The organism is Amycolatopsis camponoti (assembly GCF_902497555.1).
Taxonomy (GTDB): domain Bacteria; phylum Actinomycetota; class Actinomycetes; order Mycobacteriales; family Pseudonocardiaceae; genus Amycolatopsis; species Amycolatopsis camponoti.
On sequence record NZ_CABVGP010000001.1, the window covers coordinates 3,592,960 to 3,618,207 of the forward strand.

25 protein-coding genes are annotated in these 25,248 nt (G+C 70.6%); 15 read left to right on the forward strand and 10 right to left on the reverse strand.

Translation table 11 applies throughout. The features are described from left to right. Positions 1-41 precede the first annotated feature (41 nt). Positions 42-1,271 carry a WD40 repeat domain-containing protein gene (locus AA23TX_RS16980; RefSeq protein ID WP_155543471.1) on the reverse strand — a complete coding sequence of 410 codons (1,230 nt, stop codon included), beginning with the start codon at positions 1,269-1,271 and terminating at the stop codon, positions 42-44. 387 nt (positions 1,272-1,658) lie between these two features. After that, positions 1,659-2,120, reverse strand: a complete 462-nt coding sequence (locus AA23TX_RS16985; protein WP_155543472.1) for an ArsI/CadI family heavy metal resistance metalloenzyme — start codon at positions 2,118-2,120, stop codon at positions 1,659-1,661. An 82-nt stretch (positions 2,121-2,202) separates the two neighbouring features. Between AA23TX_RS16985 and AA23TX_RS16990 the strand changes: the two genes are divergently transcribed. From AA23TX_RS16990 to AA23TX_RS17005, 4 genes are read left to right on the forward strand one after another with little or no spacing between them, the layout of a single operon-like run. After that, on the forward strand, positions 2,203-2,565 hold the full coding sequence (locus AA23TX_RS16990; RefSeq protein WP_155543473.1) for an ArsR/SmtB family transcription factor: 363 nt from the start codon (positions 2,203-2,205) through the stop codon (positions 2,563-2,565). Continuing rightward, the gene (gene arsB, locus AA23TX_RS16995) at positions 2,562-3,620 is read left to right on the forward strand and encodes an ACR3 family arsenite efflux transporter (protein WP_155543474.1); all 1,059 of its coding nucleotides are present in this window, start codon (positions 2,562-2,564) and stop codon (positions 3,618-3,620) included. The genes AA23TX_RS16990 and arsB overlap by 4 nt, the downstream gene beginning before the upstream one ends. Next, on the forward strand, positions 3,617-4,015 hold the full coding sequence (locus AA23TX_RS17000) for an arsenate reductase ArsC (protein ID WP_155543475.1): 399 nt from the start codon (positions 3,617-3,619) through the stop codon (positions 4,013-4,015). Before arsB ends, AA23TX_RS17000 begins: the two co-directional genes overlap by 4 nt. Continuing rightward, a complete protein-coding gene (locus AA23TX_RS17005) occupies positions 4,012-5,211 on the forward strand; it encodes an MFS transporter (protein WP_230862543.1) in 1,200 nt (399 codons plus the stop codon). The genes AA23TX_RS17000 and AA23TX_RS17005 overlap by 4 nt, the downstream gene beginning before the upstream one ends. On the opposite strand, the gene AA23TX_RS17010 is transcribed toward AA23TX_RS17005, so the two are convergent. Further along, entirely contained in the window at positions 5,097-5,579 is a 483-nt protein-coding gene (locus tag AA23TX_RS17010; RefSeq protein WP_155543476.1) for an arsenate reductase ArsC, read from the reverse strand. The genes AA23TX_RS17005 and AA23TX_RS17010 overlap by 115 nt on opposite strands. 83 nt (positions 5,580-5,662) lie before the next feature. Continuing rightward, positions 5,663-6,700: a permease gene (locus AA23TX_RS17015; protein WP_155543477.1), complete on the reverse strand. Its 1,038-nt coding sequence runs from the start codon at positions 6,698-6,700 to the stop codon at positions 5,663-5,665. Positions 6,701-7,032: 332 nt separating this feature from the next. Between AA23TX_RS17015 and arsL the strand changes: the two genes are divergently transcribed. From arsL to AA23TX_RS17055, 8 genes are read left to right on the forward strand one after another with little or no spacing between them, the layout of a single operon-like run. Next, positions 7,033-8,286: an arsinothricin biosynthesis radical SAM protein ArsL gene (arsL, locus tag AA23TX_RS17020; RefSeq protein WP_196425354.1), complete on the forward strand. Its 1,254-nt coding sequence runs from the start codon at positions 7,033-7,035 to the stop codon at positions 8,284-8,286. 26 nt (positions 8,287-8,312) lie between these two features. After that, complete coding sequence (locus AA23TX_RS17025) at positions 8,313-9,572, forward strand: GNAT family N-acetyltransferase (protein WP_155543479.1); 1,260 nt, start codon at positions 8,313-8,315, stop codon at positions 9,570-9,572. A gap of 23 nt (positions 9,573-9,595) precedes the next feature. Next, positions 9,596-10,708: a GTP-binding protein gene (locus tag AA23TX_RS50750; protein WP_277875394.1), complete on the forward strand. Its 1,113-nt coding sequence runs from the start codon at positions 9,596-9,598 to the stop codon at positions 10,706-10,708. A gap of 15 nt (positions 10,709-10,723) precedes the next feature. Then, the gene (locus AA23TX_RS17035; protein ID WP_155543480.1) at positions 10,724-11,482 is read left to right on the forward strand and encodes a methyltransferase domain-containing protein; all 759 of its coding nucleotides are present in this window, start codon (positions 10,724-10,726) and stop codon (positions 11,480-11,482) included. Between the two features lie 36 nt (positions 11,483-11,518). Next, the gene (locus AA23TX_RS17040) at positions 11,519-12,556 is read left to right on the forward strand and encodes an inorganic phosphate transporter (protein WP_155543481.1); all 1,038 of its coding nucleotides are present in this window, start codon (positions 11,519-11,521) and stop codon (positions 12,554-12,556) included. 9 nt (positions 12,557-12,565) lie between these two features. Continuing rightward, the gene (locus AA23TX_RS17045; protein WP_155543482.1) at positions 12,566-12,916 is read left to right on the forward strand and encodes an ArsR/SmtB family transcription factor; all 351 of its coding nucleotides are present in this window, start codon (positions 12,566-12,568) and stop codon (positions 12,914-12,916) included. Next, positions 12,913-14,127, forward strand: coding sequence for an ATP-grasp domain-containing protein (locus AA23TX_RS17050; protein WP_196425355.1), 1,215 nt, complete (start codon positions 12,913-12,915; stop codon positions 14,125-14,127). Before AA23TX_RS17045 ends, AA23TX_RS17050 begins: the two co-directional genes overlap by 4 nt. A 48-nt stretch (positions 14,128-14,175) precedes the next feature. After that, positions 14,176-15,018 (forward strand): helix-turn-helix domain-containing GNAT family N-acetyltransferase, encoded by an 843-nt coding sequence (locus tag AA23TX_RS17055; RefSeq protein WP_155543484.1) that lies wholly within the window; start codon positions 14,176-14,178, stop codon positions 15,016-15,018. Positions 15,019-15,022: 4 nt separating this feature from the next. Here the strand turns inward: AA23TX_RS17055 and AA23TX_RS17060 are convergent, their stop codons facing one another. From AA23TX_RS17060 to AA23TX_RS17080, 5 genes are all read right to left on the reverse strand, one after another. Further along, the gene (locus AA23TX_RS17060) at positions 15,023-17,467 is read right to left on the reverse strand and encodes a molybdopterin-containing oxidoreductase family protein (protein WP_230862544.1); all 2,445 of its coding nucleotides are present in this window, start codon (positions 17,465-17,467) and stop codon (positions 15,023-15,025) included. A gap of 272 nt (positions 17,468-17,739) precedes the next feature. Continuing rightward, entirely contained in the window at positions 17,740-18,258 is a 519-nt protein-coding gene (locus tag AA23TX_RS17065; protein WP_155543486.1) for a DinB family protein, read from the reverse strand. A 68-nt stretch (positions 18,259-18,326) separates the two neighbouring features. Continuing rightward, complete coding sequence (locus AA23TX_RS17070) at positions 18,327-19,565, reverse strand: ROK family transcriptional regulator (RefSeq protein WP_230862545.1); 1,239 nt, start codon at positions 19,563-19,565, stop codon at positions 18,327-18,329. 93 nt (positions 19,566-19,658) lie between these two features. Next, on the reverse strand, positions 19,659-20,594 hold the full coding sequence (locus AA23TX_RS17075) for an RluA family pseudouridine synthase (protein ID WP_155543487.1): 936 nt from the start codon (positions 20,592-20,594) through the stop codon (positions 19,659-19,661). A gap of 16 nt (positions 20,595-20,610) precedes the next feature. Further along, on the reverse strand, positions 20,611-21,003 hold the full coding sequence (locus tag AA23TX_RS17080; RefSeq protein ID WP_155543488.1) for a DUF5313 domain-containing protein: 393 nt from the start codon (positions 21,001-21,003) through the stop codon (positions 20,611-20,613). A 64-nt stretch (positions 21,004-21,067) separates the two neighbouring features. Between AA23TX_RS17080 and AA23TX_RS17085 the strand changes: the two genes are divergently transcribed. Together AA23TX_RS17085 and AA23TX_RS17090 are read left to right on the forward strand one after the other, a co-directional pair. Next, positions 21,068-21,505: a MarR family winged helix-turn-helix transcriptional regulator gene (locus tag AA23TX_RS17085; RefSeq protein ID WP_155543489.1), complete on the forward strand. Its 438-nt coding sequence runs from the start codon at positions 21,068-21,070 to the stop codon at positions 21,503-21,505. Between the two features lie 35 nt (positions 21,506-21,540). Further along, a complete protein-coding gene (locus AA23TX_RS17090; RefSeq protein ID WP_155543490.1) occupies positions 21,541-22,422 on the forward strand; it encodes a TIGR03854 family LLM class F420-dependent oxidoreductase in 882 nt (293 codons plus the stop codon). On the opposite strand, the gene AA23TX_RS17095 is transcribed toward AA23TX_RS17090, so the two are convergent. Next, positions 22,419-23,933 (reverse strand): MDR family MFS transporter, encoded by a 1,515-nt coding sequence (locus AA23TX_RS17095; RefSeq protein WP_155543491.1) that lies wholly within the window; start codon positions 23,931-23,933, stop codon positions 22,419-22,421. The two genes, AA23TX_RS17090 and AA23TX_RS17095, sit on opposite strands and share 4 nt — an antisense overlap. A gap of 125 nt (positions 23,934-24,058) precedes the next feature. Between AA23TX_RS17095 and AA23TX_RS17100 the strand changes: the two genes are divergently transcribed. Further along, on the forward strand, positions 24,059-25,234 hold the full coding sequence (locus AA23TX_RS17100) for a DUF1015 family protein (RefSeq protein ID WP_155543492.1): 1,176 nt from the start codon (positions 24,059-24,061) through the stop codon (positions 25,232-25,234). Positions 25,235-25,248 lie beyond the last annotated feature (14 nt).

Genomic DNA, 25,248 nt, shown 5'->3' on the forward strand with positions numbered 1-25,248 from the left:
CTGGGGCGGGAAGTCGTGAACACCGGCGAGAGGGGAACTGGTCATCGGCGGGTCGGGCCGGGTCGCCAGAGGCGGGCCGTGCCGTCGTCGCTCGCTGTCGCCAGCATCGTGCCCGCCTGGTCTACCGCTACCTGGGTCAAAGCGTCCTCATGGCCCAGCAGCGGTGCGCCCGCGGGGACGGCGGTCGCCCAGTTCCAGAACTGGGCGGTGTGGTCGCGACCGGCTGTGATCAGGGTGTCCGGATCGAGGAAAGCGAGACCCCAGACGGGGCTGTCGTGTGCCGTCCACGGTTGCCGGACGCATGTCCTGGTCGCGGTGGTCCAGACGTGGACGGTGCCGTCGTCGGCTCCGGCGGCCAGCGTGCGCCCGTCGGGGCTGAACGCTACGCATGCCATCGACGAGGGGTGCCTGCCGAGGTGTACGTCGACGGGTTCTCGGTCACCCACGTGCCACAGGCGCACCTCGCCGTTGGCGTCCGAGGAGGCGATCCAGCCGCGGGGGCTGACCGCCAGGTCGTTGATCGCGTCGGTGTGGCCGGTCAGGACCGAACGGAGGGAGAACCCGTCGGTGAGGTCCCACACCCGCACGAGGGTGTCACCGCCGCCGGTGACGAGCGCGCGGCCGTGGAGGCTGAACGCGACGGCGACCACGTAGCCGTCGTGTTCGAGGGGCGGAACCGCCAGGGCGGTGGCCGTGTGCGGGTCCCACAAGCGGACGGTGGTGTCCACGCTGGCAGTGGCCAGGCAACGGCCGGTCGGGCTGAAGGCGACGCCCCAGACCGGGCCGCGGTGACCGTTCATCGGCTCGCCGTGTGGCGTTCCGTCGTGGGTGCTCCACAGCCGGACGGACATGTCCGCACTCACCGTTGCCAGCAGCCGGCCGTTCGGGCTGAACGCCACCCCGGTCACCTCGCCGTCGTGCCCGGTGAGGATGTTCGTGCAGGCCCAAGCAGCCCCATCCGGTACCGGCGAGAAGATGGCCGGGGCTGCCTGGCCGGTTCTTTCGGCCTGCCGCGCTGCGAGCCATAGCGTGTGGAACAGGGCGGTGTCCCCGCCCAAGGTCTCGACGATGAGCTCGAGATATCCCCATTTGGGTACGCGCGGGCCGGTGAAGGCGTTGTGCACGGTGGCGTGGCTGAGGACACCGATGCCGATGTCGCGGGCGATCTGGCGCAGCCCGGGTTCCCCGGCCCGGAGGTGGAGTTCGTGCAGGCGGTCGAACAAGACGGTGATCGGACCGGCCGGGGTCACCGCTCGTCTCAGTACTCCCACGGGTCTCAGCGTACGAACCAGTCGACGCCAGTCAACGTTCGTTCACGAGCGTCAACCCGGCCGCGAGGCCACGGAGGATCGAACGACAACCTGAGGAGGCGGCGATGGGGATGGTCGAGTGGATGACGGCCGTACTGCTGGTGAGGCCCGTAGCGATCGAGATCGGGGAGTGGGTCGTGGTGGGCCGGTCGGCGTGGTCGACGGTCAGACCGGGCCGCGTGGATCGTGCGGCAGGCAGCGACCGGCCCTTGGTGCCACCGGCGGAATCCACGGGCCGGGAACGCGGGGCAGTGGACGCTCCGGACACCGGTGCAGTCTGGTGAGCGAGGCGCGGTTGGTCCTCATGGAGCCGGTGCGCTCCTCGATTGCGCACCGGCTCCAGGGGCTTCAGCTGCAGCAGCCCTCGGGGGTGGCGGTTTCGGCGTCCGGTGTGCAGCACGTCGCCGGGGTGACCAGCGCTGCGCTGTCGGTGCCGAACGTCGTCGAGTCGCCCTTCACCGTGTAGACCTCCCACGGCTCCTTGCCCGGACCGTGGACCCACACCTTGTCCTGCACCGCGTAGCAGCACGTCGTGTCGTCCTCGGTCAGCGTCTCGAGCCCTTCGCCGGTCAGCCGCTGAGTTGCCGCGTTGACCTGGTCGGCCGACTCGACCTCGACGCCGAGGTGGTCCATCACCGTCTCCTGGCCCGGCTCGCCCTCCAGGAGCACCAGCTTCAGCGCGGGCTCCTCGATCGCGAAGTTCGCGTAGCCCGGCCGGAGCTTCGCCGGCTCTGTCCCGAACAGCTTCGAGTAGAAGTCGATCGATCCCGCCAAGTCCCCGACCCGCAGGGCCAGCTGTACCCGTGACATCTCCGCTCCTCCTTGGATAGACATCTGTCTAAGTAGATGAACTTAGATTGCCGTCTATATGTGAATCTGTCAATATAGAGGCATGTCGAAGCAACTGCCGCTCGTCGCGATGGACGCCTGCTGCGCGCCCCTGGCTCGGGAACCGCTGACGCAGGACCAGGCGGTCGAGCTGTCGCACCTGTTCAAGGCGATGGCCGACCCCGTCCGGCTGCGATTGCTGTCGCTGATCGCGTCCCACGCCGGTGGCGAGGCGTGCGTCTGCGACCTGACGGACGCCTTCGACCTCACTGGCCCGACCATCTCCCACCACCTCAAGGTGCTGCGCGAGTCCGGGCTGATCACCGGCGACCGCCGCGGCACCTGGATCTACTACCGCGTGCACCCCGAGGTGCTCGCGCGGCTGTCGGCCGTACTCACCGCCACGGGCGAGACGGTCACCGCGTGACCGCGGTCGCGGAGGCGCCGCCTCGTCTATCCACTTTGGACAAATTGCTGCCGGTCTGGATCGCGGCCGCGATGGTCGCCGGGCTGCTGGCCGGGCGCTGGGTGCCCGGCCTGAACACCGCGCTGTCCGCGGTGCAGGTCGACGGCATCTCGCTGCCGATCGCCCTCGGGCTGCTGGTGATGATGTACCCCGTCCTGGCGAAGGTCCGCTACGACCGGCTCGGCACGGTCACTCGCGACCGGCGGCTGCTGTGGCCGTCGCTGGTGCTGAACTGGCTCGTCGGCCCGGCGCTGATGTTCGCGCTGGCCTGGCTGCTGCTGCCGGATCTGCCGGAGTACCGGACCGGGCTGATCATCGTCGGGCTCGCCCGCTGCATCGCGATGGTGATCATCTGGAACGACCTCGCCTGCGGCGACCGCGAAGCCGCCGCCGTGCTCGTCGCGCTGAACTCGGTGTTCCAGGTGATCGCGTTCGGGCTGCTCGGCTGGTTCTACCTCTCCGTTCTGCCCGGCTGGCTCGGCCTCCCGCAGGCCGATCTCGCCGTGTCCGGGTGGCAGATCGCCAAGAGCGTGCTGATCTTCCTCGGCATCCCGCTGGCCGCCGGCTACCTGAGCCGCCGCGTCGGCGAACGCGCCAAGGGCCGCGATTGGTACGAGAAGAACTTCCTGCCGAAGGTCGGGCCCGTCGCGCTGTACGGGCTGCTGTTCACCATCGTGATCCTCTTCGCCTTGCAGGGCGACCAGATCACCAGCCGTCCGCTGGACGTCGCGCGCATCGCGGTTCCGCTGCTGGTCTACTTCGGACTGATGTGGGCCGGTTCCTACGCGCTCGGCAAAGCTCTGGGACTGAACTACGAGCGAACCACCACGCTCGCGTTCACCGCCGCGGGCAACAACTTCGAGCTCGCCATCGCCGTGGCCATCGCGACCTTCGGGGCCGCGAGCGGGCAAGCGCTCGCCGGGGTCGTCGGCCCGCTGATCGAAGTCCCGGTGCTCGTCGCCCTCGTGTACGTCTCCCTCGCGCTGCGGCGCCGCTACGCCAGGAGCACTCGATGACCCGCAAGCCGGAAGTCCTCTTCGTCTGCGTCCACAACGCCGGCCGCTCCCAGATGGCCGCCGCGCTGCTCGCCCACCACGCCGGCGGCGCGGTCGACGTCCGCTCGGCCGGCTCCGCGCCCGCCGACAGCATCAACCCCGCCGTGCGCGAGGCGATGGCCGAAATCGGGCTCGACCTCTCCCACGAGGTCCCGAAGAAGCTGACGACCGACGCGGTCGAGGCCGCCGACGTCGTGATCACGATGGGGTGCGGCGACGCCTGCCCGGTCTTCCCCGGCAAGCGGTACCTCGACTGGCAGCTGGAGGACCCCGCGGGCAAGGGCGTCGAGGACGTCCGGCCGATCCGGGACGAGATCGATCGGCGGGTGCGGGACCTGCTCGCCGAACTCCGTTGACCGAGCGCAAGCCGGGGACGGTGCTGGCCGTCTTGTGCCTCACCGAGATCACCAGCTGGGGCGTGCTCTTCTACGCCTTCCCCGTGCTGGTCCCCGCCATCGCCCGCGACACCGGCTGGTCGCCGGCCGCGCTCACCGCGGCGCTGTCGGTCGCCCTGCTCGTGTCCGCGCTGACGGGCATCGCGGTCGGACGCGTGCTCGATCGGCGAGGGCCGCGGCTGCTGATGACCGCCGGGTCCGTGGTCGGCGTGGCAGCGGTGGTGGTGATCGCCACCGCACGCACGTTGCCGTGGTTCTTCGTCGGCTGGATCTGCGCCGGGCTGGCGATGGCCGCGACGTTCTACCCGCCCGCCTTCGCCGCACTCACCCGCTGGTACGGCCCTCGCCGCGTCCGGGCCCTGACGACGCTGACGCTGGTCGCCGGGTTCGCCAGCACCGTGTTCGCCCCGCTGACCGCGCTGCTGGCCGAGAACCTGAGCTGGCGGACCACCTACCTCGTCCTCGCGGTCGTGCTCGCCGTCTTGACCGTGCCGGGGCACTGGTTCGGGCTCCGCCGCTCGTGGCCGCCGGTCGTCGCCGACGCCGGGCAGCCGTCGAAGCCGCGCAGCGAAGCGCGGAGTCCGGCGTTCGTCGCGCTGGTCGCCGCGTTCAGCCTCACCGCGCTCGGCACCTACGCCGTCGTCGTCAACCTCGTCGCTCTGCTCGCCGAGCGAGGGCTCTCGACGGGGATGGCGGCGATCGCTCTCGGACTGGGCGGCGCCGGTCAGGTCGCCGGCCGGCTGGGATTCGCGACGCTGGTGAACCGCACCGGGGTCCGCACCCGCACCGCCGTCGTCATCGTCGTGCTCGCCGCGACGACCACTTTGCTGGGCGCGCTGACATCGACGGTGGCGCTGGTCTGCGCCTCGGTCTTCGCCGGAATGGCCCGTGGGGTGTTCACGCTGCTGCAGGCGACCGCCGTCGCCGACCGGTGGGGCACCGCCGGGTACGGACGGCTCAGCGGCCTGCTGTCCGCGCCGCTGGTGACCATGTCGGCGGTCGCGCCCTACGCCGGTGCGGCGCTGGCCGCGCTCACCGGCAGCTACTCGACCGCGTTCCTCGTGCTCGGAGCGCTCACCGTCGCCGCCGTCCCGGTGTCGCTCGCGGCCCGGCCCGCCGTCGCGGAGACGCCGGCCAGCTCGGACAGCAAGTCCTGAACCCGCCGTTCGATCTCGTCCCGGACGGGCCGGATCTCCCCGGCTGGGCGCCCGGCGGGGTCGTCGAGCTTCCAGTCCAGGTAGCGCGTCCCGGGAACGACCGGGCACGCGTCCCCGCAGCCCATCGTGATGACCACGTCGGACCGTTCCACGCTCTCGGTGGTCAGCTTCTTCGGCTGCTCGCCCGAGATGTCGATACCGCGTTCGGCCATGACCTCGACGACGGCCGGGTTGACGGTGGCGGCCGGCGCGGAGCCGGCCGAGCGCACGACGACCCGGTCGCCGCCGTGGTGACGCAGGAAGGCCGCGGCCATCTGCGAGCGACCGGCGTTGTGCACGCAGACGAACAGAACCTCGGGCACGGACACGGGAAGCCCTTTCACGTCGACGAGATCCGATGTGGACGTGCCGGGCGGGCAGGAGGGGGAGGTGCCGCCCGCCCGGCACGAGTTCACAAGAGCAGCTGCGCGAGGAACCCGAGCAGGATGCTGCCGAGCATGCCGAAGGCGATGTAGAGCGCGAACACCTTGTTGTTGACCACGCTGCGGACCGCGACCATCGCGGGGATGGTGGTCACGGACCCGGCGAGCAGGAACGTCACCGCCGCGCCCTCGGCCATGCCCTTGGCGAGCAGGCCGCCGACGATCGGGATCGCGCCGACGCCGTTGAGGTAGAGCGGGATGCTGATGACCGCGGCGAGCGGGATGGCCAGCCAGCCCTTGTCGCCGCCGAGGATGCTGGTGATGATCCCGTTCGGGACGTAGACGCGGATGACGCCTTCGAAGACGCACGCGAAGACCAGCCACTTGCCGAGGGACACGGTGTCGCGCAGGAAGTTCCGGCCGGTGATGCGCCAGTTCCGCTTCGACCTGAGGCTCGCCTTGGCCTGCGGCCACCACGGGGCGCCGTCGTCATCGTCGTCTTCGGGGGCGGGGCCGCCGGTCGACGTGGGTTCCTCGGTGAGAACAGCCGAGCCACCGCCGGCGGCCACCGCCACCTGAGCGGGCGCCGCGTGCCGCTCGCGTTCGTCGACCGCCGGTTTCTTCTCCGGGCGCAGGACGTCCTTGAACCCGCCACGCTTCTCGACCAGCAGGATGATGACCCCGGCCCCGATCGCCAGCACCAGGGCGCCGAGGAGGCGGGCGGTCGCCAGCGGAAGGCCGATCTCCTTCGCGGTCAAGGCGAAGATCGGCGGGTCCATGGCGGGGGAGGCGATCCAGAACGACATCACCGCCGACAGTGGCACGCCACCTCGCAACAGCTTGCGGATCAGCGGGATGACGGTGAAGGAGCAGAACGGGCTGAACGCGCCCAGGCAAGTGGTGAACAGGACGCCCAGCAGACCGTGCTTGCGGAACGAGCGGCGCGCGACGATGTCGAGGTAGAGCAGGTCGACGGTCGCGGCGATCGCCAGGGCGATGAAGAAGAAGATGCTCAGGTCGACCAAATTCTCCCAGGCCAAGCGCAGGACCTCGAGGATCTTGTCCATGCCACCATCCTTGACATCGGGGACCGGTTTCGCGGTGCCGAGGACGCGCAGCTTCCCCCAGCCTTCATCGATGCTAGTCGATTAAGCAGCGGCGGTCCATACCTCGCCCGCTGCCGCGAACCGCGCTCCGCGGAGGCTGCCGAAGCGTGATCACAACGTCCGAAAGGATGAATAATCAGTCGGAAAACCGTGATCTACCTGCGTTTATCGATCCATTGACATGTATCGCTGAAGCATGCAATCGTGATGCCGCGTACGAGGAGAGGCCCGTCGCCGGGCCGGTTCCGCTGGGGGAACCAATCCTTTTTGTCCGATTCAGTTGTGGGGGAAGCATGCCCGCTGCGCGTGTACTGGTCGCGTCCGCCTTCGAAGCCGAGCTGCAGCCGCTGACCTCCGCGTGCGCGGGCGCCGCGATGCGAGCGCAGGACGCCGACGTCGTGGGCTGGGACGCCCACAAGAACCCGGACGCCGTGCCCGACGGCGAGTTCGACCTGGTCCTGCTGTCGGTGCAGCAGTTCGAGGGCGTCGAGCGTGGTCTGAACCTCGCCGCCCGGCTGCGGGAATCCTTCGGTGGAGCCAAGCTGGTCGCGTTCGGGCAGTACGCCCAGATGAACCACCGCCGGTTCCTCGAAACGGTCGACGCGATCGTGATGGAAGAACCGGAGCTCGTGGCGACCGAACTCGCCGAGGTGGCGCGAGGCGAGCGCGAGGTCGCCACTGTGCCGGCATCGATGACCGCGCAAGGGATGCGGCCGAAACCGCCGCACCGCCGCATCACCGTGTCCGCCCCGGCTCGTGATTTGTTTCCCTCTCTGGTGCACTATCCGGCGCACCATTCACCGTACGGGCTGATGGGCAACGTCGAAACGACTCGCGGCTGCCACCACAAGTGCACGTATTGCTCGGTCTACGGCGCCTACGACGGCGGAGTCGCCGCCTACAACGCCGACACCGTCTTGGCCGACTGCCTGCAGCTGGCCGAAGAAGGCGTCCGGCACTTCTGCTTCATCGACGCCGAGTTCTTCAACTCCCGGACCATCGGTCCCGGCGTCGTGCGCAAGCTCGTCGACGAGATCGGCCCGATCACCTTCGAGTTCACGACCCGCGTCGACCACATCCTCAGCTACCAGAAGGAACTCACCGAGCTCGTGTCGCTCGGGCTGGTGAAGGTCACCTCGGCCCTGGAGTTCCCGTCGAACCGGATCCTGCGGATCTTCGACAAGCACATCGACGTCGACCACATGCGCGCCGCGATCGCCGAGGCCGAGCGGATCGGGTTCGTGCTGTACCCGACGTTCATCCCGTTCACCCCGTGGGTGGAGTACGACGAGCTGCTCACCTTCGAGGACTTCCTCGTCGACACCGGGCTGGCGAAGGTCACCGACCCCACCGCCCTGCAGACCCGCCTGCTGCTCTTCAAGGGCTCGCCGCTGCTGTCCTCGCCGTGGATGGAGGACATCGCCACCGTCGACCGCGGCCTGTGGGTCGAGTGGACCCATCCGGACCGTCGTGTCGAGGACCTGTGGATCGAGCGCCGCGCGGACGCCGAAGACGTCGGCAAGGTCCGCTGCTGCGTGAAGTGCTGAAGACCGATCGGGAGGGACAGGAAGCCATGGGTGGAGCGCCGCGCGTCGTGGTGAGCACGGGTCGGGGACTGCCGGACCTGGACTGGGAAGGTGAGCTGGCCGACCTCACCGACGTCTTCCCCTACCTCGGCCCGACGTGGCTCGGGGCGAGTGAGAAGGCGCTGACCGACCTGCAGCCGTGGCACACGATCGCGACCCGGGCCCGGGGCGAGCTGGCGCTGCTGCCCGGGTACGTGATGACGGTCCCGCCGGTCGTCGACCACGAGCCGCGCACCTACCTCGGGTGGCAGGCGCCGACGGGCGAGGAGGTCTGCTGTGGCGCGCGGACCGACGCGTGCATCAGCGACGAGGTCGACGCGCTGGGTACCGAGCCGTTCTTCCCCGCTCTGCTGCTCGGCTCCCCGCTGGGCTACCGCACCGAAGTGGCTTACAACTTCTGGACGCCCAGCCTGATGGCGCAGATGGTGTCCGAGCTGGTGCCCGCCGCGTTCGAGCAGGGAATCAAGTGCGTCGTCGCGCCGTGGATCTCCGGCCGCAGCGGCAACGACGCCCTCGTCACCGCTTTTCAGCAGGTCGGCGGGCACAGCACCTTCTGGGGTTACGAGGACTACCTGCGCCTCGACGCCGACTCCTGGGACGGCCACCTGGCCGCGCTGCCGCTGAAGAAGCGCCAGCGGATCAAGAGCGACGTCCGCCGTGCCGAGGCGGCCGGTGTGCACGTCGACCGCGTCGACGGCGAGGCCATCCGCCCCTACGTCACCCGCATCGCCGAGCTGACCTGCCTCAACCGGGAGAAGAACGGTGCCGGCGAGGAACCCGCACACATCGTCGACGTCCTGACCGCCCTGCTGGACGCCCGCGCGGACGTGCGGGCCTATCTCGGCACGAAGGACGGTGCTGTGGTCGCCACCTGCGTGGTGATCCGCAAGCACCACCGGCTGTTCCCGAAGTGGGCGGGCTTCGACTACGCCGCCATCGGCGAGCGCAGCGGCATCTACTTCGCCCTCGTCCTCGACGCCCCGGTCCGCGACGCCTACGCCGAAGGACTGCGCACCGTCGAGTTCGGCGCGGGCGCGCACCAGGCGAAGGCGCTGCGCGGCTGCGAACCGCGGCCGGTCACTACCGCGATGGTCGTGTCCGATCCGGAGCTGCGGCCGCAGGTCGCGAAGTGGATGGACGCCTTCGGAGCTAGCCGCCGGGTCGCGTTCGGGGACGCGCCCGCCGCCACCCGCACTCCGCTGCCGGTCGTCTCCGGCGGCTCCGGCGCCTGCTGCTCGGACGGCTGAGACACCACTGGGAGGACAAGCTCGTGATCACCTTCGTGCCGCTGACCGGGTTCCTCGGGGCCGGCAAGACCACCACGATGATCGCCACCGCGCAGGCGCTGCAGGAGCAGGGCCGCCGCGTCGCGGTGATCACCAACGACCAGGGCGTCGAGCTCGTCGACACCGCTTTGGTGCGCAGCAAGCTCGACTCCGTCGCCGAAGTCACGGGCGGCTGCTTCTGTTGCCGCTTCGAGGACCTCGTCGACGCCATCCGCGCTCTCGTCGACGGCGCCGGCGACGTCCCGGTGGACACGGTGATCGCCGAGGCCGTCGGCTCGTGCACCGACCTGCAGGCCACGGTGGTGCGGCCGCTGCGCGCCCACTACGGCGACAGCATGGTCGTCAGTCCACTCACGACAGTCATCGACCCGTTGCGGTACCTCGCTTTCGACCGTGCGGCGCGGCGCGGCGAACCGGAGTCGGACCTGTCTTACCTGTTCCGGCAGCAGCTGACCGAGGCCGACGTCATCGCCGTGAACAAGCTGGACACCATCGCTCCGGACCGCGCCACCGAGCTGATGGCGCGGCTGGCCGCCGACTACTCGAACGCGGCGGTCGTCGGCTACAGCGCCAAATCGGGCGACCGCGTCGACGACTTGGTGAAGGCGTGGGACGGTCCGTCCGGCAACCATGCCGTCGACCTGCAGGTCGACTACGACCGCTACGCCGCGGCCGAAGCCCAGCTGGCCTGGATGAACCAGGACGTGCGGCTGACCTCGGAGGCGCCGCTCGACCTCACCGCCTGGGGCCGGCAGATGCTCGCCGCCCTCGGCAGCTGGGCGAACTGCGCCGGCGCTGTCGTCGGGCACGCCAAGCTCACCGTCGAGGCCGGTGACGGCGACTTCGCCAAGCTCAGCCTGACCGCCGCCGGCGCGGAGCCGACGGTCGACCGGGCCGCCGAGAAGACGGCGACGACGGCGCGGGTGATCGTCAACGCCCGCGTCGCCTGCGAGCCCGCCGAACTCGACGCCGCCGTCCGCGAAGCCGTGGCCACGGCGAACGCCGCCACCGGTGCCCGTTCCGCGGCCACCGCGCCGGTGTCGTTCAAGCCGGGCTACCCCACCCCGGTCCACCGGCTCGCCGCCACTGGCGCCTGACTCCGAGAGACGACCATGACCGACACCACCACCGCCGAGATCCAGGACTACTACCGAGGGAAGGCCGCCGAGGCCGCGGAAGCGAAGAGCTGCTGCGCGCCGGACCCGACGCGCTTCGGGCCCGGCGCCTACGGCGACATCGGCCCCGACGAAGCCTCCGACGCCGCGCTGCTGGCCAGCATCGGCTGCGGCAACCCGACCGCCGTGGCGGAGCTGCGCGACGGCGAGACCGTCCTGGACCTCGGCTCCGGCGCCGGGCTGGACCTCATCCTGTCCGCACGCCGCGTCGGCCCGGACGGGCAGGTCTTCGGCCTGGACTTCCTCGAGGAGATGCTCGCCGTCGCCCGGCAGAACATCGAAGACGCCGAGGTCGACAACGTCATCCTGCTCAAGGGCACGATCGAGCAGATCCCGCTCCCCGCCGCCACCGTCGACGTCATCATCTCCAACTGCGTGATCAACCTGTCACTGGACAAGCCCGCGGTGTTCGCCGAAATGGCGCGCGTGCTCGCCCCCGGCGGCCGGCTCGGGATCACCGACGTCGTCGCCGAGGACCACCTCACGCCCGCCGACCGCGCCGAGCGCGGCGGCGTCAGCCAGTGCATCGCCGGCGCACTGTCCCAGGCCGAGTACCTCGCGCTGCTGGCCGAGGTCGGGCTGACCGATGCCGAGGTCGTGTTCACGCAGGACGCCGCCGACGGCATGCACTCGGCCATCATCCGCGCCCGCAAGCCGGGTGCCGACGACTGCGGACCCGGCAGCGGCTGCTGCTGAGCACCGAGGTTTTCGATCACTGAGGGGAGTACCTGGATGTCTTTCACCGCGATAGTCGTGTTCGTCCTCGTCGCCGCGCTGGCGGCGGTCAACGGCAGCAACGATGTCCCCAAGGGCGTCGCCACCCTGGCCGGGGCCGGAGTCACCAAGTACAAGACGGCGATCATCTGGGGCACGATCACCACGCTGCTCGGCTGCGTCTTCTCGCTCGGCCTCGCCTCGAAGATGACCGCCCTGTTCTCCAAGGGCATCATCACCGGCGCCACGACCGACGCGTTCGCTGTCGCCGTGCTCGCCGGCGCCGCGTTCTGGGTCGGCCTGGCCACCATCCTGCGGCTGCCCGTTTCGACGACCCACGCCCTCATCGGCGGCATGGTCGGCGCCGGCCTGCTGATGAGCACCGGTGGCGTGTCGTGGAGTGCCGTCGGCAGCAAGCTCGTCACGCCGTTGCTGGTCAGCATCGTCGTCGCCTACGCCATCACGCTGATCCTCGCCGTCGTGACCGGCGCCGCGACCAAGCGCCGGTCCGCCGCCACCCCGCCGGTCCTGTCCTCCGGCAGCGGGGACGTCGCCGTGCAGACGGCGCCCGTGGTGACGCCGGAGAAGACCTCCGCTCGGATCATGACCGCGGCGCACTGGTTCACCAGCGGCGCCACCGGCTTCGCCCGCGGCCTCAACGACACCCCGAAGATCGTCGCCATCGGCGCGTTCGCCCTGGTCCCGGCCGGAATGCAGCCGTGGCACATCATGATCCTGGTGACCGCCGCGATGGCCGCCGGCTCGCTGCTGGGCGGCATGCGGGTCGCGGAGAAGCTCGGCGAAGGCGTGGTCAAGATGAACCACCGCGAAGGCTTCCTGGCCAACCTCACCACCGCCGCCCTCGTCGGAGTCGGTGCCGGGGCCGGGCTGCCGATGTCGACCACACACGTGTCGACCGGGGCGATCGCCGGGTCCGCCGGCCCGAACCTCAGCCGGATCTCCGGCGGGACGATTCGGAATTTCCTGATCGCCTGGCTGGTCACCCCGCCCGTCGCGGGGGTCGTCGCGGCGCTGGTGTTCATCTTGGCTCGCTAGCCTGGGCGGGTGAGCGAGCCCAAGCTGGAGCGGGAGACCGCCGAGTCCTACGCCCGCTGGTTCCACGCGCTGTCGGACGCGAACCGGGTCATGATCGTGCACTTCCTGGCCCAGCAAAGTGACCCGGTTCCCGTCGGCGCGATCGTGGACCACCTCGGCATCTCCCAGCCCACGGTCTCGCACCACCTGAAGATCCTGTCCCAGGTCCGGTTCGTCACCCGCCGCCGAGCCGGGACCAGCATCCTCTACGCGATCAACCACAGCTGCGAAGTCGGCTTGCCCACCGCCGCCAACGTCGTCCTCGGCCTGCTGGCCACCCGCGACGGGAACGATCCGCTTCCGCTGGAAAGGACGTCGTGACCGAGCACCCGGCGCTGTTGCTGGTCGGCAGCGGAGATCGCCGCTACCGCGAGTACATCCTGGCCGCGCTGCGGCCGCACTTCCGGCTGTGGCTGCTCGACTCGGTCGAACCGACCTGGCAGACCGAGCACGTCGAGGGCGTCACCGTCGTCGACACCCGCGATCCCGCCGCTCTCGCCGAGGCCGCGGGCAAGCTCGGCTTCCGGCCGGACGGCGTGCTGACCTACGACGAATCCCTGGTCACCGCCGTCTCTCGGTTCGCGCGGGACGCCGGACTCCCGGGAAGCCCGCCCGAAGCCGTTCAAGCCTGCCGGGACAAGGCCGCGACCCGCTCCGTCCTGGCCGAGGCCGGGGTGCCGCAGCCCGCGTCCCGGCCGGTCGCCTCCGCCGGGGCCGCCGTCGCCGCGGCCGAGGACATCGGCTACCCGGTGGTGGTCAAGGCCAGGGGTCTGGCCGGCAGCCTCGGCGTCCTGCGCGCCGACACCGCCGACCAGGTCGCCGAGGCGTTCGCCGCGGCCGCCGGAGCGTCCTGGCCCGGCGTGCCCCGCTACGAGGCGGACGTGCTGGTCGAGGAGTTGCTCACCGGCCCGGAGATCAGCCTCGACGTCGTAGTCGAGCACGGCGTCTGCCACCCGCTGGTGATCGCCCGCAAGCAGACCGGCTTCGAGCCGTTCTTCGAGGAGACCGGCCACGTCGTCGACGCGGACGACCCGCTGTTCGACGACGCCGCGCTGCTCGACCAGCTCGACCAGGTCCACAAGGGCATCGGCTTCACCCACGGCGCCACCCACACCGAGTTCAAGCTGACCCCGCGCGGCCCGCGCCTGGTCGAGGTCAACGCGCGCCTCGGCGGCGACTTCATCCCGCGGCTCGGCATCCTCGCCGGCGGCGCCGACCCGGTCGTCGCCGCCGGTCACGTCGCCGTCGGCCGCGCACCGGCCCCTCGACGCCCGCTGCGCCGGACCGCCGCGATCCGATTCCTCTACCCGGCCCACGACTGCGAGGTCGCCGCCACCACGGTGCACCCCGAGCGGTTCGGGCCCACCGTCCACGAGGCCCTGGGCACCGCAGGCCCCGGCACCCGGCTCGCGCTCCCGCCGCGGGCCTACCTCGCCCGCTACGGGCACGTCATCGCCGTCGGCGACGACCACGCCCAGGTGGCCGCCGACCTGTCCGTCGCCGAAGAGCTTGTCGAACTGCGCAGCAGCTGAACCATCGACGGCCGTCGATCCCTCACCCGGGTGAGGCACAATCGGGGCATGACGACGACTGCGCCCGACGCCGCCTTGCTGCCCGTCGAGGACGCCGCGACCTACGCCGAGTGGTTCGCCTGCCTCGCCGACACGACGCGGGTGCGGATCCTGCACGCGGTCGCGGCCGCCGGAAAGGCCGTCACCATCGGCGAGATCACCGAGCAGATGGCGATCAGCCAGTCCAACTGCTCCCACCACGTCCGTAAGCTCGCCGACGTCGGCTTCGTGCGGCTGCGCAAGGTCGGCACCGCCACCCTCGTGTCGGTCAACGCCTCCTGCGCGGTGAGTCTCCCGCACGCGGCCGACGTGGTCATGGGGCTGCTCGCCCCCAAGCCCACCGAACCCGGCGACCTCGCCCCGGACGTCACCGTCCGGCCGCTGCGCGTCAAGGACTGGCCGGCCGTGCGCCGCATCTACGCCGAGGGCATCGCCACCGGCGACGCGACCTTCGAAACCGAGGTCCCGCCGCGCACCGAGCTCGAGGCCAAGTGGCTGCGCGGCCACCGCTGGGTCGCCGAGGTCGACGGCCAGGTCGCCGGCTGGGCCGCCGCGGCCACGGTGTCCAGCCGCGACTGCTACGCCGGGGTCGCCGAGACCTCGGTGTACGTGGGGGAGAAGTTCCGCGGCCGCGGCGTCGGCAAGGCCCTCATGCACCAGCTGGTCACCGCCGCCGATGAGGGCGAGCTGTGGACGCTGCAGACGTCGATCTTCCCCGAGAACCGCAACAGCGTGGCCCTGCACCACGGCGCCGGGTTCCGCACCGTCGGCATCCGGGAGCGCATCGGTGAGCTCGACGGCCGGTGGCGCGACACCGTCCTGCTCGAACGGCGCCGCGCCTCGCAGCTCTGAGCGTTCAGGCTTTGCTGATCCGGCAGGCGAAGCACTTGTACGCCTGCTGGCCGGACAGGTTGTCGTAGAACGCGTCGTCGACCAGCCCGTTGGCGGCCTCGTAGCGCGGGTCGCCGAACTGGTCGCCGACCTGCTGGGCGGGGCCGAAGGTGTTGGGGACGAAGATCGTGTCCGGCCGGATCGCCGTCCAGAAGAGCGCCGTGCCGGTCACTTTCCCACGCGGGCTTTCCACGACCACGGTGTCGCGGTCGCCGATCCCGAATCGCCGTGCGGTGTCGGGGTGCACCTGGACCAGGCGGATTCCGTTGAGCCGCTCGCCGGTCGGTGTCCAGTGGGTGACGCTCGCGAAGTGGACGACGCTCGGCCGGCCGGTCATGCCCATCAGCGGGAAGTCCCGGTGTACCGCGTCCGAGCCGGGGACGCCGAGGCGCACCTTGTGCGTCACCGCCTGCGGGTTGATCGGGTTGGTGACGAAGCCGGGCTCGTAGGCGATCGTCGGGTTGGCGCCGGTCACCTCGGGGTGGGTGTAGAAGACCGGCAGCGCCCGGTGGCCGGCGGCGGCGAGCTTGCGGTCCAGCTCCGGGGTGAAGATCTCGACGTTCCCGCTCGGGGTGAGGAACCGCTTGCCCGGCGCGCCGAGCGCGGCCGCCGCCTCGTACCAGGACGGGTGGTCGAGGTAGAGCGTGCTGACGCCGGGGTGCGACGTCGTCGGGCACGGCCAGCGCAGCGGCTCGGCGCGGGCGTCCATCCGCTGCTGTGTCATCCCGCCCATCGCCGGGGTGTGCTTCACGAACTCCGCCCACAGCTTCGAGTAGTCCTTCCAGCTCTGGGGGAAGGCGTCGGCCCAGTAGCCCGCGGGCTTCCTGCGGTCGCGACGGGCGAAGGCGTGAGCGAGGTCGATCCAGATCTCCCAGTCCGGCTTGGACTGCCCGACTCGCGGCACCGCGGCGTGCTGCCAGCGGATGGCGCGGTCGTCGCGTCGCATGTAGACGCCGTCCAGTTCCAGGCCGCTGGTGACCGGCAGGATGACGTCGGCGTAGTAGGCGGCTTCCTCCATGAACAGGCCGGTGTAGACGTAGAAGTCCAGCTTCTTGAACGCTTCGCGGACCTTGGTGGTGTTCGCGCTCGAGATGAGCGGGTTGCCTTCGGTGATGACGGCCTTCAACGGGTACGGGCGGCCGGTGAGGATGGACTCGGCGAAGTAGTCCGGCCCGACCGGCAGCGCTTGGTCCAGCGGCGGTGTGGCGACCGTCAGCTCGGGCAGGCGGAGGTCGCCGGGCCAGGTGTTGTGCATGAAGTTGCAGCCGCCGCCCGGGACGCCGATGTTGCCGGTGACCGCGGCGAGGAAGGTCAGGACGCGGTAGGTGTCGAAGGCGCCGAGCTGGTGGGAGATGCCGGCGTTGCAGAAGATCGCGGCGGGCTCGGCCTTGGCGTAGTCCTCGGCGAGCTGCCGGATCGTCGCGGCCGGCACGCCGGTGACGCCGGCGGCCCAGTCCGGGGTGTAGTCCTTGACGTGGTCGCGTAGTTCGGCGAATCCGAGCACCCAGCGCTGCACGAACGCCTTGTCGTGGAGGCTGTTGGCGATGATGTGCTGGAGCATGCCGAGCACGAGCGCGAAGTCGGTGTGCGGCTTCGGCGCGACCCAGGTGTCGGCGGCCGCGCCGGTCGGTGTCCGGCGCGGGTCGACGACGACGAGCTTCGCGTGGGTCTTCTTCCTGGACCTGAGCAGGTAGTCGAAGGTGACCGGGTGGGTCTCGGCCTGGTTGGTGCCCAAGAACAGGAAGTACTTCGCGGAGCCGAGGTCCTCCCGGCCGGTGGCGCCGTCGACGCCGTAGCCGTTGGTGAAGGTGCCGAGCCCGAACGTCGTGGCGAGGGCGTTGCCGCCGGCGTCGTTGCAGACGGGGCCGACATCGGTGTTGTTCGGGCTCCCCAGCAGCGCGAACAGGCGCGCGACCAACGAGCCGGTGCCGCGGGGGAGCCGGCCGGTGGTGCGGTTGGCGATCGTCTTGACTTGACCGCTGTCGCGCAGCTGCAGCAGCCGGTCGGCGATGAGGTCGAGTGCCTGGTCCCAGGAGACCGGCTCGAACTTCGAGTCCTTCGAGCCCTTGGCGCCGGATACCCGGCGCAGGGGAGTGGTCAGCCGCAGCGGGCTGTAGGCGATTTCCGGCATCATCGACGCCTTGACGCAGAAGTTTCCGGCCTGGACCGGGTCGTCCGGGTCGCCGGAGACGCTGATGACCCGCCCCGCCCGGACGCCGACCTGGAGGCGGCAGTTCGAGTTGCAGAACTGGCAGGCCGTCGAGACGACGGTGTCCGGGTGCAGGGCGGCCGAGTCGGTGGTGAAGCTGAGCTCCCCGCCCGTGCGGCTGCCGACGGTGGGAATCTCGGCCGTGGCGGGGTCCGCACCGGCGATCGACGGGTTGACGAACAGGGAGGCGCCACTGATCACGGCACCTTGGACGAAACCTCTGCGTGACAGACCGGTGAAATCGTCCATAAGGACCTACCCCCAGAAGACGAAACGGACACAGCGCGCGACTCCATCGACACGTGTCGATCCACACTAGAGAGTGAGGGAAGCGTTGCATAGCAACGAATGTCGCAATCGATCGGTGCTGATCGATGCTCGCCGACGTGTCTCCGCGAATGCGGTGGGATGGCGTCTGCCGCTGTGCGGATGCGGCTGTTTCGAGTGCGTGTGTCGTTACCTGGCGGTCCTGGCTAATCGAGAGGCATGGTCAGCTGGCCGTGGTGGAAGTCGAAGTGCCGGGCCGGGAACCGGTACACGTCGGCCAAGGTCATGTAGTCCTGGAAGAACGGGTCCCACCGGGTCGGGTAGTGCATGCCACGGGCAAGGTCGATGTCGCTCTCGCCGTCCAGCCGACGGTGCAGTGCCGCGATCGTCCGGTCGAACAGCGTCACCATCCAGGAACGCGGCATGAGCGTCCCGCCAAGCCACGAGCCGGCGAAGTTGACCACGTCGAAGGGTCTGGTGCCCGCGTTGAGCAATCGTGCGTACTCGCGGCTCGCTCCGTCGGGTAAACGGCCGAAAATTCGCACCAGCCGTAGTAACGCGCGAATGATCAGGTAGCCGAGCAGCATGTGGAACAGCAGCTGACGGTTGTTCCACCGCGTACCCGCGCTGGTGCGCCGCAGGTCGCTCCTGCTCGCTGCGTCGAGCAGCTCGTGGAAGCTCTTGCGCGTTCGCTCCATGCCCTCGTGAACGGCTCTCTTGTCCACCGTCGAAGTGTCCGCCACGGGGTCCGGGAACGCCAGCCGGCGCTCCCGGGTGACACGCCGCGTGCGGATCACCAAGCGGTCGGCGAAACCCGCGGCATTTCGCTCAAGGGATCGTGCAGCAGCCGCTCGAATCCGAGCTCGCCGGCGCCGATCAGGGTGGCGTCGTCGCCGAGAGCCGACACACTCAGGCGGACTTTTTCCTTCGCCACCGGCAGCACATTGCGGGCGACGCGGCCACGTACTCGCGGCAGTACACCGGCGTACACATCCCGCAACATTCCGCCGAAGACGACCACCGCCGGATTGAAGAGATTGATGAGATTGGCGACGCCGATGCCCAGCCAATCCCCGACGTAATCGAGCGCGTCGCGAGCATTGGCATCGCCCGCGGCAGCGTCGGCGGCCACCGCCCGCACGGCGTCACGACCGAAGACCTCCGGCGGTCGGCGTGCGGCGTCCAGCAAGGCCCGTTCACCGGCTTCGGCCTCCAGGCACCCGCTGGAGCCGCAGCCACAAGGTCGCCCGTCATGCGGGTTGACGACCATGTGGCCCAGTTCGCAGCCGTACCCCGCGTCACCGTCCAGCACCGTGCCGCCGACGATGATCCCGCCACCGACGCCGACGTCGCCGTGCAGGTAGACCAGGTTCTGCACGCCCATCCCGGCCCCGCGAAGGTGCTCCGCGAGCGCTCCGAGATGCGCCTCGTTTCCCACCGGCACGCGCAGTCCCAGCCCCAGCCGGCGTGCCAGTTCAGCGCCGAACGCCTGGTCGACCCAGCCGAGGTCGGGGCCGAAGCGGACGGTCCCGTCGCCGGGACGGATCATTCCGCAGTACGAGGCCCCCAGCCCCACGCAAGTCGACGTCGACGGCGCCGCGTCGATCAACTCGCGGCCGAGCTCCGCGAGCGTCGTGACCACGTAGTCGAGATCGACTCCGGACCGGCGCCGGGCAGCGACCTTGCGGTCCAGGATGACACCGCCGAGGCCGATCCGGGCGGCGACCACCCGGTCCACGGCGACGTCGAACGCCAATACGTGGAAACGCTGAGTTTCCGGCCGCACGATGGGCGACGGGCGGCCCTGGTGGCGATTGTCCGTCTGCGCCACTTCCCGGACCAGGCCCGCCGCGCTCAGTTCCGCCGTCAACGTCTTGATCGTGCTTCGGTTGAGGTTCATCCGTCTCGCGAGCTCAGCTCGCGAGATTCCGCCGTTCAGGTGCACGAGGCGAAGAAAAGTACCGCGATTGTGCCGACGCATCTCCTCCTGATCCAACCCGATTCTCGAGCCGTCCCAGGGTGTCAATTCCATGTCGTGTCCGATGCGTAGAGTGTGCTGGTCAGACTGGCATCAGCGCGCTCTACGCGCAATCCCGGTGACGCGGCCGCGTCCGGTGAGTCAGTGTCACGCCGGGGGCGCCGCCCACGCGTCGAGGCCGTCGCGGGCCGCCAGCCGGAGTCCGCTGGTGAACCGGCGGGGCGTTCCGGTGAGCGGGTCGTCGAACGCGAGGACGCGGGCCAGCAGCTGGAGGGGTTTCGTGAAGTCGCCGAGGGGTTTCTCGCGCAGTTCGGGGTAGAAGTCGTCGCCGAGGATCGGGATGCCGAGGCCGCTCAGGTGCACGCGCAGCTGGTGCGTCCGGCCGGTCGAGGGCACCAGCCGGTAGTGGCCCAGGCCGTCGTGGTGCCCGGCCAGCTCGACGTACGTCTCCGCGTTCGGCTCGCCCGGTACCTCCTGCGCGGCCAGCACCCCGCGCTCCTTGATGATCCGGCTGCGCACGGTCCGCGGCAGGTCCAGCGCCGGGTCGTACGGCGCGATCGCCTCGTACTCCTTGTGGACCTTCCGGTCGCGGAAGAGCGTCTGGTACTTCCCGCGCAGCTCCGGCGTGATCACGAACATCACCAGCCCGGCGGTGACCCGGTCGAGGCGGTGCGCGGGGGACAGGTGCGGCAGGTCGAGGTCGCGGCGCAGGCGCACGAGCGCCGTCTCGAGGATGTGCTGCCCGCGCGGGATGGTCGCCAGGAAGTGCGGCTTGTCGACGACCAGCAGGTGCTCGTCGCGGTGCACGACGCGGATCGCGAACGGCACCGGCACCTCGTCCGGCAGGTCGCGGTGGAACCAGATGAACGAGCCGGGCGCGTACGGCTCGTCGACGGCGAGCGGGCCGTCGGTGCCGTGGATGCGCTCCTCGCGCAGCATCTGCTCGATCCGGTCCGGCGTCACCCGCGGGAGGCGGTCGACGAGGTGCGCCAGCAGGGTCGGCCACTCGCCGTCGGGCAGTTTCAGCCGGGCGGGATCCAGCCCGTGGCGGGGCGGGATCGGGGGCCGGAGCTTGCGTCTCATCGTCCCCCGACTGTAGCTAACCCTCCGACGACGTCCGGTAGCGCGCGATGTAGCGGGCCGTCGCCTCGGCGTTCTTCGCCTCGGCCGCTTCGGCGCGGACGTGGCGGCCCGTGTGGTGCGGGAAGCCCTGCCGGCCGAGCCGGTGCTCGATGCTCTCCTCCATGTACGCGCAGGAGTAGAAGTACGCGACGAGCGCCGCCATCAGCACCAGGGAGAGGCGCAGCCAGATCGAGCCGGGCAGCAGCAGCCACACCGCGCACAGCGGCACGATGCCGACCGACCGCTGCAGCACGTACCGGGCTCGCCAATGCTTCGACGTCGCGTCGTACAGGGCCCAGTCCTTGTAGCGGTCCGGCAGCTTGACGCCGACGGCGTAACCGAGCCAGCGGAGTGCACCAGGTCGTTCCATGAGGTCCAGTGTACACTAATAGTTAGTACACTAACTGTCTCGTGGACCACGTTAGGATCGCGTCATGATCGACCTGGGTGAGGACCCCCTGAAGCTCGACCGGCAGGTGTGCTTCGCGCTGTCGGTGGCTTCGCGCAGCGTGATCGCGATCTACCGGCCGCTGCTGGAGCCGTACGGCCTGACCCACCCGCAGTACCTGGTGATGCTGGCGTTGTGGGAGCGGTCGCCGCGGTCGGTGAAGGACCTGGGCGCGTCGCTGAGGCACGAGCCGGCGACGCTGTCCCCGCTGCTCAAGCGGCTGGAGGCGCTCGGCTACGTCACGCGCACCCGGAGCCGGTCCGACGAGCGCCAGCTGATCGTCGAGCTGACGGAGTCCGGGCGGGCGCTGCGGGCCGAGGCCGAGAAGATCCCGTACCAGGTGGTGGAGACGCTGGGGATGGAGGTCTCCGAGCTGGAGGCGCTCCACGGCGTGCTGTCCAGGGTCATCGCCGCGACCGCCTGAGGAATGTCCCGCCGTCGAGCAGGGTTGAGCAGAGCGTGCTGAAGATCAGGCTGGGTGTCGCACCGGCGGCGGGGACCGGGCCGGCGGAGTTCGCCGGGCTCGCGGAACGGCTCGAGAGCGCCGGCGTCGACTCGCTGTGGCTGTCCGAGCTGGTGTACTCGCCCGAGGTCGACCCGATGATCGGCATGACGCACGCGCTGGCCCGGACGTCGAAGCTCAAGGTCGGCACCGGCGTCGCGATCCTCCCGGGGCGGCACCCGGTGCTGGTGGCGAAGCAGCTGCTGACGCTGGCCGGGTTGGCGCCCAAGCGGGTGCTGCCGGTGTTCGGCCTGCGTCCGGCGCGCGCCGCGGAGCACGACCTGTTCCCGGTGCCGGCCGGTCGCCGGGCGGCGGTGTTCGACGAGTCGCTCGTGCTCTTGCGGCGGCTGCTGGAGGAGGACTCGGTGTCGTTCTCCGGTGAGTTCTTCGAGGTTTCCGATGTGTCGCTGGGGCCGCGCCCGGCGAAGCGGCTGGACGTGTGGCTCGGCGGCTCGGCCCCGGCGGCCTTGCGCCGGACGGGACGGCTGGCCGACGGGTGGCTGGGGAGTTTCCACACGCCGTCGCAGGCTCGTGAGGCCGTGGTCGCGATCCAGGCCGCCGCGGCCGAAGCGGGGCGGGAGATCGAGGAGGACCACTTCGGGTTGAGCCTGGTGGTGGCGGATCGCGGCGTGCCTTCGGGTCTGGCCGAGATGGCGGCCCGGCGCAGTCCCGGCGTTCCGCTGACGGACCTCGTGGCGACGAGCTGGCCCGAGGCCCGGCGGCTGGTGGAGCAGTACATCGAGGCGGGGCTGTCGAAGTTCGTGATCCGGCCCGGGCACGGGGATTTCGACGGGTTCCTCGAGAAGTTCCAGGCCGAGCTGGTGCCGCTGCAGAACTAGAACTCCAGCTGTTCGGCCTTCCGCGGCATGAGCAGCAGCGCCACGACGGAAACCCCCGCCACCACCAGCAACCCGACGAACACGTAGTGCGTGGCCTCCGCCAAAGCCCCCCGGACGAACGTCGCCACCGGGGAGTCCGCATGTCCGCCCAGGACCAAGCTCGTCGCGTCCACCGAAGGCGGGAGCTTGCCGGCCACCTCCGCCGGTGGTGAGGCGAACCGCGAAGCCAGCGTCGCGTTCGCGATCGCGCCGAAGACCGCCGCTCCCACCGCGCTGCCCAGCGACCTGCTGAACAGGTTCGTCGCCGTCACCACGCCCCGGCGGTCCCAGCCCACCACCGACTGGACCGCCACCAGCGTCGGGCTCGACGTCAGGCCGAGACCCAGCCCCAGGACGAATGCCGCCAGCGCCGCCGACCAGATCGACGACGACGCGTCCAGCGTCGCCACCAGCACCGCGCCGCCGACCACGAACACCGTGCCGATCAGCGCCGTGTCGCGGAAGCCGATCTTCAGGTAGATCTTGCCCGCCAGGGACGCCGAGATCGGCCAGCCGACCGTCAACGCGGCCACCGCGAACCCGGCGACCAGCGCGCCCGCGCCGAGGACGCCCTGGGCGTACGTCGGCAGGTACGACGTCAGCCCCATCAGGACCGCGCCGACCACCACCGCCAGCAGGTTGCCGCCCACCAGGATCCGGCGCGTGAACACCCACAGCGGCAGCACCGGCTCGGCCGCGCGCTTCTCCACCAGCACGAACGCCACGAGCAGCACCGCGCCCGTGACGAAGATCGCCACGCTCGGCACCGAGCCCCACGCCCACGCGACGCCGCCTTCGAGCAGGCCCAGGATCACCAGCGAGCAGCCGACCGTCAGCAGCGCCGCGCCCGTGTAGTCGACCTTGTGCGGCTTGCGCTCCACCCGCTCGGCGAAGTTGCGCCACAGCATCAGCGCCGCGATCGCGCCCAGCGGCAGGTTGATGAAGAAGATCCACCGCCAGTCCAGGTACTCCGCGAACACGCCGCCGAGCGTCGGGCCGACCACCGACGCGATGCCCCAGACGCTCGCGACGTAGCCCTGCACCCGCGCGCGTTCCTCCACCGTGTAGAGGTCGCCGATCACCGTCATCGACATCGGCTGGATCGCGCCCGCGCCGATGCCCTGCACCGCGCGCGCCGCGATCAGCACCGGCATGCTCCACGCGGCCCCGCACAGGACCGAGCCGACCAGGAACGCCGCGATGCCGAAGAACATCACCGGGCGGCGGCCGAGGACGTCGGCGAACTTGCCGTAGAGGGGGACGGTGACCGCCTGGGTGAGCAGGTAGACCGAGAACAGCCACGGGAACTGCGAAAACCCGCCGAGGTCGCGCACCACGGACGGCACGGCGGTCGCGATGATCGTGCTGTCCAGGGCGACCAGGGCGGTGCTCAGCATGACCGCGATCAGCACCGGGCCACGCTCCGACCGGAAACCGACCCCCTTCACGCTGGTGGCGGGGGTGCTCGTCATCGGCGGGCTGCTCCTCGGGGAGGTCATGACCGGGGTCAACTACTTTGCACTCCTAAGCATTCCATCCGGGGACGCCGCACCCCAGCGAATTTCCGTCACAGTGCGCATCCCGGAAGATGGGTCGGATGAGCGACTGGATCCGGCCGATCGGCCAGGGGTGGGTGGTCCGCGACGCGGTGCCCGGCCCCGACGTCGACGAGTTCGCCGAACCCGACCGCGTGGTCGCGGCACTGGCCGCGCCCGGCGCCGCGGACAGCCTGCTGGCCGTGCAGCACCCGGCCCGCACGCCCGCGGCGCTCGCGCGCGGGCTCGACCTGACCGCCGCCGTCCCGGTCGCGCGGGCCGTGCTCGAACGGCTCCGCAAGCGGTTCTACCGGCCGGTGCGCGAGATCGTCGCGCCCTACCGGATCGAGGGGCCGGACGGCGTGGCGCTGGGCCTGCTGTGCCTGGTCGACCCGGCGGCGGTGACCGACGACGGCGCCGCGCGCGTCCGGCACACCGAGGACGTCTACGCCGACGTCGTGGCCGAGCGCGCGGCCGTGCTGGCCGGGCTGGGCTGCGCGACGAGCGCGGCGATGCTCGTCCCGGCGTCCGGCGGCGACCTGCTGACCGAGCAGGTCGAACGGGCCTGCGCCGGCCTCGGCCTGCCCGATCTGTCCACAACGGATGCGGCCGGGCGGCGGCACGAGCTGTGGGTGGTGCCGGCGGGCCCGCTGCAGAACCGGCTGCTGGCCGCGGTGGCCGCCGCCGAGCTGCTGGTCGCCGACGGCAACCACCGGGTGGCCGCGGCGTCGGCGGCCGGCCACGGTGCGCTGCTGGCCCTGGTCACGGCGGGCCCGCAGCTACGGATCGGCGCGATCAACCGGGTCCTGACGGGCACCGGGCTCGGGCCGGAGGACCTGGTGTCCCGCTGGTGCGCGGCCGGCCTGGACGTCCGGTATGAGGAGCACGCGGTGCCGGTCACGGGCGAAGTGGTGGTCCGCGCCGGCCCGGCGGTGCTGCGGATCCCGCTCCCGAAGGGGGCCGGGCCGGAGCCGGTGATCGACCACGAGATCGTCGAGCGGGTGTTGTTCGCCGAGGCGCTCGGAGTGGACCCGGACGGGCCGTGCGTGCTGCCGTTGCCCGCGGGCCGTCCGGTGCCGGCGGACGCGGACGCGGTGGTGTTGCTCGCGCCGGTGCGGTATTCGGACGTCCTCGCGGTGCACGCGGCCGGTCGCCGGATGCCGCGGAAGGCGACGTACTTCACGCCGAAGCCGCGCAGCGGGCTGGTTCTGGCGGAGCTTCAGCCGGGTCGTGAGTGAGAAACAGGGTTAGA